At 62.8% G+C, this 15,189-nt stretch carries 11 protein-coding genes and 3 tRNA genes; 8 read left to right on the top strand and 6 right to left on the bottom strand.

Annotated elements, in window-relative coordinates; all coding sequences use genetic code 11:
- Nucleotides 1-157 precede the first annotated feature (157 nt).
- From serA to ilvD, 5 genes are all read right to left on the bottom strand, one after another.
- Nucleotides 158-1,753 (bottom strand): phosphoglycerate dehydrogenase, encoded by a 1,596-nt coding sequence (gene serA, locus RI444_RS13630; RefSeq protein ID WP_062097096.1) that lies wholly within the window; start codon nt 1,751-1,753, stop codon nt 158-160.
- A gap of 248 nt (nt 1,754-2,001) precedes the next feature.
- Nucleotides 2,002-3,027, bottom strand: a complete 1,026-nt coding sequence (ilvC, locus tag RI444_RS13635) for a ketol-acid reductoisomerase (protein ID WP_021470922.1) — start codon at nt 3,025-3,027, stop codon at nt 2,002-2,004.
- Between the two features lie 101 nt (nt 3,028-3,128).
- On the bottom strand, nt 3,129-3,641 hold the full coding sequence (gene ilvN, locus RI444_RS13640; protein WP_207604480.1) for an acetolactate synthase small subunit: 513 nt from the start codon (nt 3,639-3,641) through the stop codon (nt 3,129-3,131).
- Nucleotides 3,642-3,644: 3 nt separating this feature from the next.
- Nucleotides 3,645-5,546 carry an acetolactate synthase large subunit gene (locus RI444_RS13645; protein ID WP_021470924.1) on the bottom strand — a complete coding sequence of 634 codons (1,902 nt, stop codon included), beginning with the start codon at nt 5,544-5,546 and terminating at the stop codon, nt 3,645-3,647.
- Nucleotides 5,547-5,832: 286 nt separating this feature from the next.
- Nucleotides 5,833-7,554, bottom strand: coding sequence for a dihydroxy-acid dehydratase (ilvD, locus tag RI444_RS13650; protein WP_021470925.1), 1,722 nt, complete (start codon nt 7,552-7,554; stop codon nt 5,833-5,835).
- Between the two features lie 226 nt (nt 7,555-7,780).
- Here ilvD and RI444_RS13655 point away from each other — a divergent pair, with 226 nt between their 5' ends.
- The 4 genes from RI444_RS13655 (at nt 7,781) to RI444_RS13670 (ending at nt 10,431) form a co-directional block, all read left to right on the top strand.
- Nucleotides 7,781-8,731: a hypothetical protein gene (locus RI444_RS13655; RefSeq protein ID WP_242703041.1), complete on the top strand. Its 951-nt coding sequence runs from the start codon at nt 7,781-7,783 to the stop codon at nt 8,729-8,731.
- A gap of 48 nt (nt 8,732-8,779) precedes the next feature.
- Nucleotides 8,780-9,934 carry a PQQ-dependent sugar dehydrogenase gene (locus tag RI444_RS13660; RefSeq protein ID WP_207604478.1) on the top strand — a complete coding sequence of 385 codons (1,155 nt, stop codon included), beginning with the start codon at nt 8,780-8,782 and terminating at the stop codon, nt 9,932-9,934.
- Nucleotides 9,935-10,050: 116 nt separating this feature from the next.
- A tRNA-Lys gene (locus tag RI444_RS13665) sits at nt 10,051-10,126 on the top strand.
- Between the two features lie 229 nt (nt 10,127-10,355).
- Nucleotides 10,356-10,431 (top strand) — tRNA-Lys (locus RI444_RS13670).
- 74 nt (nt 10,432-10,505) lie between these two features.
- Here RI444_RS13670 and RI444_RS13675 read toward each other — a convergent pair.
- Nucleotides 10,506-11,006 carry a MarR family winged helix-turn-helix transcriptional regulator gene (locus tag RI444_RS13675; protein ID WP_225740016.1) on the bottom strand — a complete coding sequence of 167 codons (501 nt, stop codon included), beginning with the start codon at nt 11,004-11,006 and terminating at the stop codon, nt 10,506-10,508.
- Nucleotides 11,007-11,092: 86 nt separating this feature from the next.
- On the opposite strand from RI444_RS13675, the gene bcp reads away from it, so the two are divergent.
- The 4 genes from bcp (at nt 11,093) to RI444_RS13695 (ending at nt 15,154) form a co-directional block, all read left to right on the top strand.
- The gene (gene bcp / locus RI444_RS13680) at nt 11,093-11,566 is read left to right on the top strand and encodes a thioredoxin-dependent thiol peroxidase (RefSeq protein ID WP_069695126.1); all 474 of its coding nucleotides are present in this window, start codon (nt 11,093-11,095) and stop codon (nt 11,564-11,566) included.
- A 59-nt stretch (nt 11,567-11,625) separates the two neighbouring features.
- Nucleotides 11,626-11,707: transfer RNA gene (locus tag RI444_RS13685), tRNA-Leu, on the top strand.
- A 194-nt stretch (nt 11,708-11,901) separates the two neighbouring features.
- The gene (locus tag RI444_RS13690; RefSeq protein ID WP_083261901.1) at nt 11,902-13,569 is read left to right on the top strand and encodes an ABC transporter substrate-binding protein; all 1,668 of its coding nucleotides are present in this window, start codon (nt 11,902-11,904) and stop codon (nt 13,567-13,569) included.
- A gap of 79 nt (nt 13,570-13,648) precedes the next feature.
- Nucleotides 13,649-15,154, top strand: a complete 1,506-nt coding sequence (locus RI444_RS13695; RefSeq protein ID WP_207604476.1) for a malate:quinone oxidoreductase — start codon at nt 13,649-13,651, stop codon at nt 15,152-15,154.
- Nucleotides 15,155-15,189: the final 35 nt, after the last annotated feature.

A 15,189-nucleotide genomic window follows, 5' to 3' on the forward strand; every position in this document is an offset into this window, starting at 1 on the left:
AAAACACAAAGGAGCCGCGGGTTTGGTGTGCAAAAAGTAGTGGCCGGCCTGCTGCCGGGTCCGAATTCCGGACCCAGCCATTGTAAGCAGACCGGCCACGCATGCGCGTCAGGGGTGTGTTCCCGGGCACGCCGAATTCATCTGGCTAAGCCCGTGCTTAGTCCTCCAGGTCGACTTCGCGGACCATGTCCGCGCCGATGCCGGCCTTGATGGCTTCCAGTACCTGCTGCGGCACGGAGCTGTCGATGGTCAGCAACGCCAGCACCTGGCCGCCTTCGGTTTGGCGGGCCACCTGCATGCCACCGATGTTGATGTTGTTCATGCCCAGGATGTGGCCGATGGTGCCGATGACGCCGGGACGGTCCGCGTAGGCAACCACCACGAGGTGCTCGCTGATGGGGATTTCGACGTCGTAGCCGTTGACGCCCACCAGTTTCTCGACCTGCTTGGGTCCTGTCAGGGTACCGGCCACGGAAATCTGCGAGCCGTCGCTGAGCGCACCGCGGATGGTCAGGACGTTGCGGTAGTCCTCGGCGTCGGGGGTGGTGATGAGGCGCGTGTTGATACCGCGCTGCTCAGCAATCACCGGCGCGTTGACGTAGGACACCTGCTCCGTGACGACGTCGGCAAAGACGCCCTTCAACGCGGCAAGCTCCAGGACCTTGACGTCCAGGGCGGCGATTTCGCCGGCAACCTCGACGTCGATCTGCGTCAGGGACGCGTGGGTGAGGGCGGTGAAGATGCGGCCGAGCTTCTCGATCAGCGGGATGCCCGGGCGGATGTCGCTGGCAATGACACCGCCGGCGACGTTCACGGCATCCGGAACGAGTTCCCCTGCCAGGGCGAGCCGTACCGACTTCGCTACGGACACGCCGGCCTTCTCCTGGGCCTCGTCCGTGGAAGCACCCAGATGCGGAGTGACCACCACGTTGTCGAATTCGAAGAACGGCAGGTCCGTGCTGGGCTCCTTGACGAACACGTCGACGCCGGCGCCGGCGATCTGGCCTTCCTTCAGCGCGGTGAACAGTGCTTCTTCGTCAACCAGGCCGCCACGGGCAACGTTGATGACGTAGGCCGATTCCTTCATCTTCCGGAACGCGTCGGCGCCCAGCATGCCCACGGTCTCCGGGGTCTTGGGCATGTGGATGGTGATGAAGTCGGCGTTGGCCAGGAGTTCGTCGAGCGTTACCAGCTTGACCCCGAGCTGCGCTGCGCGGGCCGAAGTGATGTAGGGATCGTACGCGAGGATCTCGGTGTCGAATCCCTGGAGGCGGGCAGCAACCAAAGCGCCGATGCGACCGAGGCCGATGATGCCGATCTTCTTCTCGAACAGTTCGATGCCGGTGTACTTGGAGCGCTTCCACTCACCGTTCTTCAGGGCGCTGCTGGCCTGCGGAATGTGGCGGGCGAGGCTCAGGATGTGGCCCACCGTAAGTTCCGCCGCAGAGACGATGTTGGAGGTGGGGGCGTTGACCACCATGACGCCTGCCTGGGTAGCAGACTTGATGTCTACGTTGTCCAGTCCTACGCCGGCGCGCGCGATCACTTTGAGGTTCTTCGCTGCGGCGATCGCTTCGGCGTCCACCTGGGTGGCCGAACGCACCAGGATGGCATCGACGTCGGCAATGGCGGACAGCAGCTGGGAGCGGTCGGCACCGTCTGTCTGGCGGATCTCGAAATCCGGGCCCAGTGCCTCGATCGTGGCGGGCGAAAGTTCCTCGGCGAGGAGGACGACGGGTTTGGTGGCTGACACGGGTGGCACCTTACTTTGGACAACTTGGGAACAGTACTGGACAAGGAGCGGATGCGGGGCCCGGGCACTACTCCGGACAGGCCCAGAATATCGAATCGGAACGGCTAATCCGGCGCCCGCTCAGGGATGTTACGGGCCGGACACGCCGGTTGTGAAGAAGTTCACAGTCCTCGGAACGGGATCGAAGGACGCGTAAAACGGGCAATGCCCGCCCGGCTGTGGTGCCGGACGGGCATTGCTGCAAAGGATCAGCGTGCTGCGGAACCTTCGACGTAGTCCTCGTCCTGCTGCTGCCAGGAGAAGAGCGAACGGAGCTCGCGGCCGACTTCCTCGATCGGGTGCTGCTCTGCCTTGGCGCGCAGTTCCTTGAATTCGACGGCACCGTTGTCCTGGTCGTCGATGAAGCGCTTGGCGAAGGCACCGGACTGGATGTCAGCCAGCACAGCCTTCATGTTTTCCTTCACCTCGGGGGTGATGACGCGCGGGCCGGAGACGTAGTCGCCGTACTCAGCGGTGTCGGAAACGCTCCAGCGCTGCTTGGCGATGCCGCCTTCCCACATGAGGTCCACAATGAGCTTGAGCTCGTGCAGGACCTCGAAGTAGGCGATCTGCGGCTGGTAGCCGGCTTCGGTCAGGGTCTCGAAGCCGTACTGGACGAGCTGGGAAACGCCGCCGCAGAGTACGGACTGCTCACCGAACAGGTCGGTTTCGGTCTCTTCGGTGAAGGTCGTCTTGATGACACCGGCGCGGGTACCGCCAATGGCCTTGGCGTAGGACTTGGCCAGTTCCCAAGCGGAACCGGAAGCGTCCTGCTCCACGGCGATGATGTCCGGGATGCCACGGCCGGCTTCGAATTCGCGGCGGACCGTGTGGCCCGGTGCCTTCGGAGCGATGAGGATGACGTCAACGCCTGCGGGGGGCTCGATGTAGCCGAAGCGGATGTTGAAGCCGTGGGCGAAGGCGAGGGCCTTGCCTTCGGTCAGCTTGTCCTTGATGGAGTCGTTGTAGATCGAGCGCTGGTGCTGGTCCGGCGCGAGGATCATGATGACGTCTGCCCATTCGGCGGCGTCGGCAACGTTCTTGACGGTGAAGCCCGCGTCCTGCGCCTTGGCGGTCGACTTGGAGCCTTCCTTAAGCGCGATGACAACCTCGACGCCGGAATCGCGCAGGTTAAGCGCGTGGGCGTGTCCCTGCGAGCCATAACCGACGATTGCGACCTTGCGACCCTGGATGATCGACAGGTCTGCGTCGTCGTCGTAGAACATTTCAGTCACTTGCGTAACTCCTCTTGAGTGGTTTCTAGATATTGAAGGTGGTGCTGCGGTACTGGGCGCAACGCAGGGCAGGGCATGCAAGAGCAGTCCCTGCCTGTGCTTTAGGCGGAGCGAAGCGCCCTGTCACTCATGGAGCGGGATCCCCGTCCAACGGCCAAGGTGCCGGACTGCACAATTTCACGGATGCCGAACGGCTCGAGCACTGAGAGCAGCGCAGCGAGCTTCTCCGGGGTACCGGTTGCCTCGATCACCAACGAGTCTGTAGACACGTCGACGACGGCGGCACGGAACAGGTCTGCAGCCTGGGTAACCTGCAGACGTGTCGCGGCATCCGCACGTACCTTGACCAGGATGTGGTCGCGCTGTACGGAAGATTCGGAAGTCAGTTCAACAATCTTGATCACGTTGACCAACTTGTTGAGCTGCTTGGTGACCTGCTCGATCAGGTCGCCGTCGGCGTCGACGACGACCGTCATGCGGGACATGCCCTGGACCTCAGTCGGCCCCACGGCGAGGGAGTTGATGTTGAAGGCACGCCGGGCGAAGAGGCTGGCCACGCGGGTCAGCACGCCGGGCTTGTCTTCTACCAGAACGGACAGTGTGTGACGGGTCATGGCCTAGTCTTCCTCTTCCCATTCCGGGGTCATGTTGCGGGCAACCTGGATCTGGTCATTGCTGACGCCGGCGGGCACCATGGGCCACACCATTGAGTTGGGGCTGACGACGAAGTCGATCACCACCGGGCGGTCATTGATTTCCAAGGCCTTCTGGATGGTGGCGTCGATGTCTTCGTCGCGTTCACACCGCAGGGCGGCACAACCGTAGGCGTCAGCGAGTTTGACGAAGTCCGGGATCCGGATGGTGTCGTGGCCGGTGTTCAGGTCCGTGTTGGAGTAGCGGCCTTCGTAGAACAGCGTCTGCCACTGGCGCACCATGCCCAGCGACGAGTTGTTGATGATGGCCACCTTGATGGGGATGTTGTTGATGGCGCAGGTAGCCAGTTCCTGGTTGGTCATCTGGAAGCAGCCGTCGCCGTCGATCGCCCAGACAACCCGGTCCGGTTCACCGACTTTGGCGCCCATGGCGGCGGGAACGGAGTAGCCCATGGTTCCTGCGCCGCCCGAGTTCAACCAGGCGTGGGGACGTTCGTACTTGATGAACTGGGCAGCCCACATCTGGTGCTGGCCAACGCCCGCAACGTAGATTCCCTCAGGACCGGTGAGTTCTCCGATGCGCTTGATGACCCGCTGCGGAGCCGTGAGTCCATCTTCCGGCTCGGTCCACCCCAGGGGGTAGGTGTCGCGCAGGTTGTTCAGGAAGGCCCACCAGGAGCCCAGGTCCGGAGTACCGACTTGTTCAAACCGGGCCTTCACGGCTTCGGTCAGTTCGGGGATGATCTCCTTCACCGAGCCGACAATCGGCACGTCCGCCGTGCGGTTCTTGGAGATCTCCGCGGGATCGATGTCCGCGTGGATCACCTTGGCGGTTGGCGCGAAGGTCTTCAGTACACCGGTCACGCGGTCATCGAACCGCGCACCGAGCGTGATGAGCAGGTCAGCCTGCTGCAGTGCGGTGACTGCCGAGACGGCACCGTGCATGCCGGGCATGCCAACGTGCTGCGGGTGCGAATCGGGGAAGGCTCCGCGGGCCATGAGCGTCGTGACCACAGGCGCGCCGGTGGCCAGTGCCAGTTCCATGAGTTCGGCGGATGCGTGGCCCTTGACCACGCCGCCGCCGACGTACAGAACGGGCTTGCTGGAGGCAGCGATCAGCTTGGCGGCTTCGCGGACCTGTTTGTTGTGGCCGCGGACAACCGGACGGTAGCCGGGAAGATCGATCTTGGGCGGCCATGAGAACGTCATCTGGCCAACCTGGGCATCCTTGGCGATGTCCACCAGGACCGGGCCGGGGCGGCCGGTCGAGGCAAGGTGGAAGGCTTCAGCCATGACGTGCGGGATGTCATTGGGATCCGTCACCAGGAAGGAGTGCTTGGTGATGGGCATGGTGATGCCTACGATGTCGGCTTCCTGGAAGGCGTCGGTGCCGATGACTCCACTGGAGACCTGGCCGGTGATGGCCACCATCGGCACGGAGTCCATGTGGGCATCCATGATGGCGGTAACGAGGTTGGTGGCACCGGGGCCCGAGGTGGCGATGCACACGCCAACCCGTCCGGTGACCATGGCGTAGCCTTGCGCGGCGTGGCCGGCTCCCTGTTCGTGACGGACCAGGACGTGATTCATGCTGGAGGCCATCAAGGGGTCGTAGGTGGGCAGGATCGCGCCACCGGGCAAACCGAAAATATCGTCCACGCCGAGTTCTTCGAGCGAGCGGACAATTGCTTGCGAGCCGGTCATCACCGTTGGGGGTACAACGTTGTTCGGCCCAAGTACAGGAGAGAGAGGTGCAGCAGCGTCGACGACGGTGTCAGCCGTTCGGTCGATCTTTTCCGGAGCCTTGGTGGCTCCAGCGGACTTTGCAGCCATCAGCGAGGGGCTGATCGGCGATCCTTTGCTCATCGGACTCTTCCTTAGTGGATCTTCATTGGTGGGTCTTGCAAATAAAAAAACCCCTCAGCCTTACGGCTCTTCGAGGGGTTTGCGCGTGACAGTTCGTTACCAGTCGGGCTATGCCACGCGCTTGGTAAGGACGACGACGCCAACGGTAACGAATGAAATCATGCGTTCAGTGTTCCCTCTAAACGAGATACGTGTCAATCAAGCAACATCGTATCTCAATATCTGGACAACAATGTCCATCTGCCGGACTCCACCCTCGTAGGGGACGCGGAGCCCGGCAGGAAACTCAGCCGCAATAAGCCCCGGTGGAGGCGCTGTGGACGAGCTTGGCGTACTTGGCAAGAACGCCTTTGGTGAACTTGGCAGGCAGCGGCTCCCAGCCCACTTTGCGGGCTTCGAGTTCAGCGTCATCAACCAGGAGGTCGAAAGAACGCGCAGCGATGTCCACACGGATCCGGTCCCCGTCCTTGACGAAGGCGATAGGACCGCCGTCGACGGCTTCCGGCGCGACGTGGCCGATGCACAAGCCGGTGGTCCCGCCGGAGAAGCGGCCGTCAGTGAGGAGCAGGACGTCCTTGCCGAGCCCGGCACCCTTGATCGCGCCGGTAATGGCCAACATTTCCCGCATGCCGGGGCCGCCCTTGGGACCTTCGTAGCGGATCACCACGACGTCGCCCTTCTGGATGCGGCCATTGTCCAAGGCATCCAAGGCGCCCTGCTCGCGCTCGAACACCCGGGCGGTGCCCTCGAAAACGTCGGCGTCGAAGCCTGCGCTCTTGACCACTGCACCCTCGGGAGCCAGCGAGCCGTGCAGGATGGTGATGCCGCCCGTCTTGTGGATCGGATTGTCCAGCGCCCGCAGGATCTTGCCGTCCAGGTCCGGCGGGTTGATCGCAGCCAGGTTTTCGGCAAGCGTTTTGCCGGTCACGGTGAGGCAATCGCCGTGCAGCAGTCCGGCGTCGAGCAGAGCGCGCATGATGACCGGAACCCCGCCGATCTTGTCGACGTCGGTCATCACATACCGGCCGAACGGCTTCAGGTCGCCAAGGTGCGGTATGCGGTCACCGATCCGGTTGAAGTCATCAAGCGTCAAGTCCACGTTGGCCTCGCGGGCAATGGCCAGCAAGTGAAGCACAGCGTTGGTGGAACCGCCGAAGGCCATGGTCACCGCAATGGCATTTTCGAAGGCCTTCTTGGTCATGATGTCCCGCGCCGTGATGCCCAGCCGCAGGAGGTTGACCACCGCCTCGCCGGACTTCCGGGCAAAATCATCCCGACGGCGGTCTGCCGAAGGCGGAGCTGCGGAACCCGGAAGCGACATTCCCAGGGCTTCGCCAATGCACGCCATGGTGTTTGCCGTGTACATGCCGCCGCAGGCACCTTCGCCCGGACAGATGGCTTTTTCGATGCGGTCCAGGTCCTCACGGCTCATCTTGCCGGCGGCGCAGGCTCCGACTGCCTCGAAGGCGTCGATGAGGGTTACTTCCTTCTCCGAACCGTCCTCGAGCTTTACCCACCCCGGCATGATGGAACCGGCGTAAAGGAACACGCTGGCCAGGTCCAGGCGGGCGGCTGCCATGAGCATGCCGGGCAGGGACTTGTCGCAACCGGCAAGGAGCACGGAACCGTCGATCCGCTCGGCCTGCATCACCGTCTCGACGGAATCGGCAATGACTTCCCGCGATACCAGGGAAAAGTGCATGCCCTCATGCCCCATGGAAATACCGTCGGAGACGGAAATCGTGCCGAATTGCATGGGAAATCCCCCGCCGGCGTGGACGCCTTCCTTGGCGCCCTGGGCCAGGCGGTTAAGGGAAAGATTGCAGGGTGTGATTTCGTTCCAGGAACTCGCGACGCCGATTTGCGGCTTTGCGAAATCGTCATCGCCCATGCCCACGGCGCGGAACATTCCGCGTGCGGGAGCGGCGTGAATGCCGTCCGTGACAACCCGGCTACGGGGTTTGATGTCAGGCGTATTCTCTGTGGAAGTCCGGGTGTCCTCGCTCATGCCCCACAGTCTATGTGGCAGCCTTGCCCGCAGTCCCTTGCCCGTCCCGGAAAAATCAAAAAAACCATAAAAGACACAAAGTCCGGATAACACCGGAAATACCCATGGTTTCCTTTCGTCGCCCGCAGCCCGGTCCGGATGCTGGACAGCCCCTGAGCAGGCACGTAACGTCGGAAACACGGCTCATTGGAAAGACTTCAAACCCCCAAAGCGGAAGGGCGTCACCATGGATTGGTTGATTTGGGTCATTGTTATTGTGCTGGTGATTGCGGTTGCCTGGTGGCTTATCAGCCGCAACAACACACGCAAACCGGCGGCCGCTCCGCCGGCCGCCACGGAGCCGGGCAATACTTCCGCCGTTCCGGAGACCGCTGCCGCGGCAGCGGGAGTAGCCGGTCTCGCAGGAGTTACCACCGCGGGCAGGGAGCCCGCCGCAGACGGCCGTCCCGGAGCGCCGGAGCCCGCCGCCGTCCAAGAACAAGATCCGGACCTCGCCTCCAACGCCGCCACGGCCGGGACTGCCCCTTCCGCAGCACCGCACGGGCATGGCAGGCACTCATCAACGGACGGCGCACCTGCTCCTGCTGCTGGTACGGGCGGAGCGGGTGGCGACGCTGAACCTGCCGGCGCCGCCACAGAGCGCACTGGCACCGCCGAACCGACCGTCGGGAACGAACCCGTCATCGAGGCTCCCGTCCTGGATGAGCCGGTGGTGGACGAGCCCGTAGTGGACACGAACGCACAGGTGGGAGGCACCGGGGAAGTGACAGCAGACGACGTCACCCGCGCCGACTCAACCGGCCAGGACGCGGCGGACAAGAACGAGTGGGAATCCTCATGGACCGATTCCTCGGGAAAACCGGTCCACCACCACGAGTACACCGACCCCCACTCCCCCACGCTTCCCGGCGCTGAGACTGCTGCCGCCGAAACAGTGGAGGCCGAGGCGCCGTCCGGACACTTGGCGGCCGATCATCCCTACGGCGCTGGTTCCGCCGGCGCGGCAGCTGATGGCAGTGCCCCGGACGGATACCCGGTCAAGGGGGAAGCCGCCACCATGACCTACTACGACGACGACTCTGCGGATTACGCCGACGCCCCTGCGGACGTCTGGTTCGAGTCAGCCGCCCACGCTGAGGCGGCAGGCTTCCGTCCGCCACGACGCAGCCGCCGCTGAGCCGGATCTGCTGCCGAACCGCCGTCGTTTGCTGTTCTCCCGATCGCCATGACGAACACCAGGAAGCCGGCCACCCGCGCACTGCCTGTGCTCTGCGCGTTGGCCGTGGTGCTTTCTTCCTGCACGGGAAGCCCGTCAGGTCCGGCCGGGACGTCCACGTCCGGCAGCAGCCCGGTTCCCCAAAGCAGCACGACTTTTGCGACCGCCGGCCCGCCGCCAACGACCCAAACCACCGTTCCCCGCGGCGTCCAGGTTGAGGAGAAGCTCGACGTCGGCCTGCAACTGCCGTGGTCAGTCGTGTTCCTTACGGACGGTACTGCGGTGGTCTCTGAACGCGATTCGGCAACCGTCAAGGCAATCCGGGACGGGCAAGCCACCCCTGTCGGTGAGGTTGCCGGCGTCGTGCCCGGTGGTGAAGGCGGCCTCCTTGGCCTGGCGCTTTCGCCCGGCTTCGCCACGGACCGTTGGCTCTATGCGTACTTCACCTCAAGCTCGGACAACCGGATAGCCCGGATGCAGCTGACCCGGGACGGGTCCGGGGACTTGAGGCTGGGCCCGGCCGAAGTGGTCTTTTCCGGGATCCCCAAAGCGTCTACCCACAACGGCGGAAGGATCCGCTTCGGCCCTGATGGACTCCTTTACGTTGGAACGGGCGATTCGCAGCGACGGGAGCAGCCCCAGGACCTGGAGGCACTGGGCGGCAAGATCCTCCGGCTGACACCGGAGGGACGGCCCGCACCGGGTAACCCTTTTGGCGACAGCCCCGTGTACAGCTACGGGCACCGCAACGTCCAAGGCCTTGCCTGGGACTCCGGGGGACGCCTGTGGGCGAGCGAGTTCGGGCCGGACGTCGATGATGAACTCAACCTCATCACGCCCGGCGGGAATTATGGGTGGCCCACGGTGACCGGAGCCCCTGGACGGCAGGGCTTCCTCGACGCAAAAGTCGTGTGGCCTTCAACGGGCGAGGCGTCACCCAGTGGCTTGGAGATTGTGGACGGCGTGGCGTACACAGGCGCCCTCCGGGGGCAGCGCCTATGGGCCGTTCCCCTGGACGGAGAGTCTGCCGGCACTCCTGTGGCCTTTCTCACAGGAGAGTTCGGGCGGCTGCGGGACGTGGCGGCAGCCCCCGACGGTGCTTTGTGGGTACTCAGCAACAACAGAAACCCCGATTTTGCGCTGGTTTTGAGGCTGGAACGGTAGGCGCCGGGGCCAGCCGTTTGCGAATTTGCAGTTCGGCTGAAGTCGTGTAGAGTTACTTGTCGTTGCGGAGATCGCCGGGGAAATAAACCTCGTCGGAATGATCGAAAACAACAGCTGCACCTCTAGCTCAACTGGCAGAGCAATTGACTCTTAATCAATGGGTTCCGGGTTCGAGTCCCGGGGGGTGCACCAACAAAGACCCTGAAGCGTCCAACGCTTCGGGGTCTTTTTGCGTGTCCTGTTTTGCGTGTCCCTGTTTTGCATGTCCCAGCCGGGAGCCGGTACCGCTTCGATCGCCGGACTGTGGAGTGCATCACTGTTCGGCACAAGTGGACATTGCGCCCTTGGAAGTGGTGTAGAGTTATCTGTCGTTGCGGAGGCCGCTGAGGAAGAAATTCCCGCCAGGCTGAAAGCAATAGTTGCACCTCTAGCTCAACTGGCAGAGCAATTGACTCTTAATCAATGGGTTCCGGGTTCGAGTCCCGGGGGGTGCACCAAAAAAGGCTCCGGATCGCTTGATGCGATCCGGAGCCTTTCCTTTTGCCCGCCCCTTGCAGGAACGGGGCCAGTCTTATGCGGTGGTCTCCCCCGAGGGCTTTTCCGCCCCTGGCGCAGCAGTTTCATGAGGAGGCCGGATACCCACCTCTTCAGCCAACGGGACCCCGATGAGTCCGCTGACCACGATGCGGAGTTCGTCGCGGAGCCGCGCAGTGTCAACCGCAACCGGTGCAAGGACGTCCTGCTCCAACTTCACGGCCTCGGTCAGCGCCTCGCTACCGGCGGGCGTAAGGGTCACCACATGGCTCCGGCGGTCTGAATCACTGCGGTGGCGCGTCACGTGCCCATGCAGTTCGAGCCGCGCAAGGGTGGTACCCATGGTCTGGGCCTTGACCCTGGCAACCTCCGCCAAAGCGGCCTGGGTGATGGGACCCTTGGCAGCCAGGACCTGCATGGCGATAACGCCGGCGTGCGTCAGGCCAATCGACTTCAATTTCTCGTTCCATGAGATTTCCACGAGCCGCGCAGCGGTCGAAAGTAGTCGCGTCGTGGGCCATCTCTCCATATCAGGCATGTCGATAGTATATGCGCGCTAAGCATGCTTACATTGCCTCTCCGCACTAAAGTGGGTGATTGCGCACATATTTCAAGGAGCAAATTTTGGCGGAGCGACTCACCCCGGGCGACCAGGCCCCGGACTTCATTCTTCAGGACAAGGACGGCAAGGAAGTACGCCTGCAGGACTTCCGCGGCCGGAATACCATCGTGTATTTCTACCCGGCGGCCTCCACCCCGGGTTGCACCAAACAGGCCTGTGATTTCCGCGATTCCCTCGCGTCCCTGCAGGGAGCCGGCTACGAAGTCCTCGGCATCTCCCCCGATTCTGCCAAGGCACTGGCGAAGTTCGCCGACACGGAGGGCCTCACCTTTCCCCTGCTCTCCGACGAGGACCACTCGGTTGCGGAGGACTACGCAGCCTGGGGCGAGAAGAAGAACTACGGGAAAACCTACATGGGCCTTATCCGTTCCACGATCGTGGTGGATCCCGAAGGAAAAGTGGCTCTGGCCCAGTACAACGTCCGGGCAACAGGTCACGTGGCCAAGCTGCGCAAGGACCTCAAACTCGATCAGTAGCAGGTACACTGGACCCCGACGCCGCCGGTACTGCCCCTGAGGGCTGGAACCGCAGGCAAGCGCGAGTGGTGAAATTGGCAGACACGCAGGATTTAGGTTCCTGTGCCTTCGGGCGTGGGGGTTCAAGTCCCCCCTTGCGCACAGTGTTGGAGCTTTGGCTCCCTGAGGACACCCCCGGCTTTCAAAGCTTGGGGTGTCCTTCCTCAAGAAGACGGGGAACGTGTTCCACGGGCGTGTGCCGCCTGGCAACGGATTCTGCCTGCAGGACGTTCAACTAGACTGAAATGCTGTCCGGCAAAGTCGGCACCAATTCACACCAGCTTGAGGGGACAAGAGTGGCAAGCAGCAAGACGCGGCGTCTGGCGAAGCAGTGCGGCGCCCTGCTCCTGGTGATGGGACTCGCAGCGTGCACGGGAACACCCGGGCCCGCACCGTCCTCTTCCACCAGCAGTTCCACTCCCGCTGCCCCTACCCAAACGTTCAACTTCGGGACCGCTTCCATGCCTTTGGGCCTGGATCCAGCGATGACCGCGGATTCCGAGGCCTACCGGGTGACCCGCCAAGTCCTTGAAGGACTGGTGGGCGTGGACGGCTCCACCGGGCAGACCACTGCCCTGCTCGCCACCGAATGGCAGGACAGCAACAATGGCCTGAGCTACGACTTCACCCTGCGCGAAGGCGTCCGGTTCCACGACGGCACCCCGTTTGATGCAGCAGCGGTCTGTGCCAACTTCAACCGGTGGTTCACGTTCCCGGCCGCGTTGCGAAAGCAAGCACCGGGAATCTCCTTCCAGGGCGTCTTCAAGGCCTACTCCGACGAACCGGTCTTTTCCATCTACAAGGACTGCGCGGTCCAAGCGCCAAACAAAGTCCAGATCAACCTCACCCGTCCCTTCACCGGTTTCCTCCAGGCCCTGACGTTGCCGGCCTTCGCGATCTCATCGCCAACAGCCCTGGAAGCACAGAAAGCCAACATCCTTGACACCGTTCGAAACGGTCAGGCGGTGTCCGCCTACGCAGCCCACCCGGTTGGCACGGGCCCCTTTAAGTTCGGTTCATGGGATGACCAGAAGGTCACCCTGACCACGAATGAGGCCTATTGGGGAAACCGCGGGCAAATTGCCACCATCAACTTCATCCCGTATGACCGTGCCGAAACGCGGCAGCAGGCGCTGCTGGACGGGAAGATCGACGCCTACGACCTCGTGACCCCCGGGACGTTCGACCAGCTCGTGAAGAAGGGAGTCCAGATCATCCAGCGGGACCCCTTCTCCGTGATGTATTTGGGAATCAACCAAGCCGTAGCTCCCTTGGAGAAACTCGAGGTCCGGCAGGCAATCGAGATGGCCATCGACAAAGAGACGCTGATCCGGCGCTTCTTCATCGACAACACCGCCCAGGCCTCCCAGTTCGTCCCGCCGAAACTCAGCGGCTTCAACAACAACGCTCCTTCCCTGGGCTACAACCCTGAGAAGGCAAAGGAACTCCTCAAGAAAGCCGGCTACGACGGCGAGCCTTTGAAGTTCTACTATCCGCTCAATGCCACTCGGGCCTACCTCCCTACGCCCGAGAAGATCTATGCAGAGATCAGCCGGCAGCTGGTGGCCGTGGGCATCAACGTCAAACCGGTCCCGATCGATTGGGAAGACGGCTACCTCCAGAAGGTCCAGTCCCCGGGCGACCATGCCCTGCATCTTCTCGGCTGGAACGGTTCCTATGCCGACGCAGACAACTTCCTGGGTCCGCTCTTCGGTGAGCAGCGTGCCGAGTTCAACTACTTCGACGCAGACGTGTTCCACAAGATCGAACGTGCCCGCGCCTTGCCCTCCGGTGACGGCCGCAACACGGAGTACCAGTCGATCAATGCCGCGATCGCCGCTTCCGTCCCGGCAGTTCCGATCGCCTTCCCCATCTCCGCCCTGGCGCTCTCCAACAAGGTGGAAAGCTATCCCGCTTCCCCGGTTCTCAATGAAGTTTTTACGAACGTCCGCTTAAAGCCTTGACGATTCCCTGCAATTTCAGTATTGGACTCGCACGGGGATATTCTGTGACAGCCAGTGCCGCCGCTAACGGAGATTGATCGTGACCTTCATTTCCAAGACTCAACATGCCGACGTCGTCCTTATTGGCGGCGGAATCATGAGTGCCACCCTCGGTGCGTTCATCAAGCAACTTGAACCCACCTGGACCATCTCCATGTTCGAACGCCTCGACGAAGCCGGCCTGGAAAGCTCCGGCCCATGGAACAACGCAGGCACCGGCCACGCCGCCCTGTGTGAGTTGAACTACTCCCCCGCAGCCAAGGACGGCTCCGTGGATCCCACCAAGGCGATCCACATCAACGAACAGTTCCAGTTGTCCCGCCAGTTCTGGTCCCACCTGGTGGACAGCAAGGTGATCGGCTCGCCCAAGGGCTTCATCAACACGGTCCCGCACATGAGCTTCGTGATCGGCGATGACCACGCCAACTTCCTGAAGACACGCTACGAAGCACTCAAGCCCAACACCCTCTTCCGCAGCATGGAATACAGCGAGGACCAGGCCCAGATCGCCAAGTGGGCTCCGCTGATCGTCAAGGGCCGCGACCCGAAGCAGCGCGTGGCGGCTACCCGCGCAGCGGAAGGAACCGACGTCGACTTCGGTGCATTGACCCGTGAGCTCACCGGCTACCTGCGCAGCAGCGGTGCCGAAGTGAACTTCGGGCACGATGTCACCAACATCAGCCGCGCGTCCGGCGGTGGCTGGGATCTGTCCATTAAGCACGCCAAATCCGGCGAGCACGGCAAGATCCACGCCAAGTTCGTCTTCGTCGGCGCCGGCGGCGGCGCACTGCACCTGCTCCAGGCCTCGGGCATCCCGGAGAGCAAGGGCTACGGCGGATTCCCCGTTTCCGGCCAGTTCTTCCGCTGCAACGATTCCTCCATCACCTCCCGGCACAATGCCAAGGTCTATGGCCAGGCCTCCGTGGGCGCGCCGCCCATGTCCGTTCCCCACCTGGACACCCGCTACGTCAACGGCCAGCGTTCCCTGCTGTTCGGACCGTACGCAGGCTTCTCCACGAACTTCCTGAAGTCCGGCAGCTACCTGGACCTACCTTTGTCCATCCGCCCGGGCAACATCATTCCCATGCTTGCGGTTGCCAAGGACAACATGGACCTCACGGCATACCTCATCAAGGAAGTAGCCAAGCGCCACGACGCCAAGGTCGAGGCCCTGCGCGAGTACTACCCCGAGGCAACGGGCGGGGACTGGGAACTTATCACGGCCGGCCAGCGTGTTCAGATCATCAAGAAACACCCGCAAAAGGGCGGCATCCTGCAGTTCGGCACGGAAGTCATTGCCTCACGGGACGGCTCGATCGGCGCCCTGCTGGGTGCTTCCCCGGGAGCATCAACGGCAGTACCGATCATGACCGAGCTGCTCCAGAAGTCCTTCCCCAAGAACTTCAAGGGCTGGCAGTCCAAGCTGAAAGACATGATGCCCGGTTACGGCGTAAAGCTGAACGACAACCCGGAGCTTGCCGCAGAACTTGAGGCGGGCACCGCGCGGTCCCTGCAGTTGGACAGCGCACCGGCACTTCGGAGCTGATCTCCGCACCGCCCCACGGGAACCCGTTCCCGCCA

Origin of the sequence: Paenarthrobacter sp. AT5 (genome assembly GCF_032764245.1) — a bacterium.
Taxonomy (GTDB): Bacteria; Actinomycetota; Actinomycetes; order Actinomycetales; family Micrococcaceae; genus Arthrobacter; species Arthrobacter ureafaciens.

Excerpts from the sequence above, each read along its gene's own strand:
- ilvN (WP_207604480.1), bottom strand. The coding sequence starts at position 3,641 with ATGACCCGTCACACACTGTCCGTTCTGGTAGAAGACAAGCCCGGCGTG.
- RI444_RS13645 (WP_021470924.1), bottom strand. The coding sequence starts at position 5,546 with ATGAGCAAAGGATCGCCGATCAGCCCCTCGCTGATGGCTGCAAAGTCC.
- ilvD (WP_021470925.1), bottom strand. The coding sequence starts at position 7,554 with ATGAGCGAGGACACCCGGACTTCCACAGAGAATACGCCTGACATCAAA.
- RI444_RS13655 (WP_242703041.1), top strand. The coding sequence starts at position 7,781 with ATGGATTGGTTGATTTGGGTCATTGTTATTGTGCTGGTGATTGCGGTT.
- RI444_RS13660 (WP_207604478.1), top strand. The coding sequence starts at position 8,780 with ATGACGAACACCAGGAAGCCGGCCACCCGCGCACTGCCTGTGCTCTGC.
- RI444_RS13675 (WP_225740016.1), bottom strand. The coding sequence starts at position 11,006 with ATGCCTGATATGGAGAGATGGCCCACGACGCGACTACTTTCGACCGCT.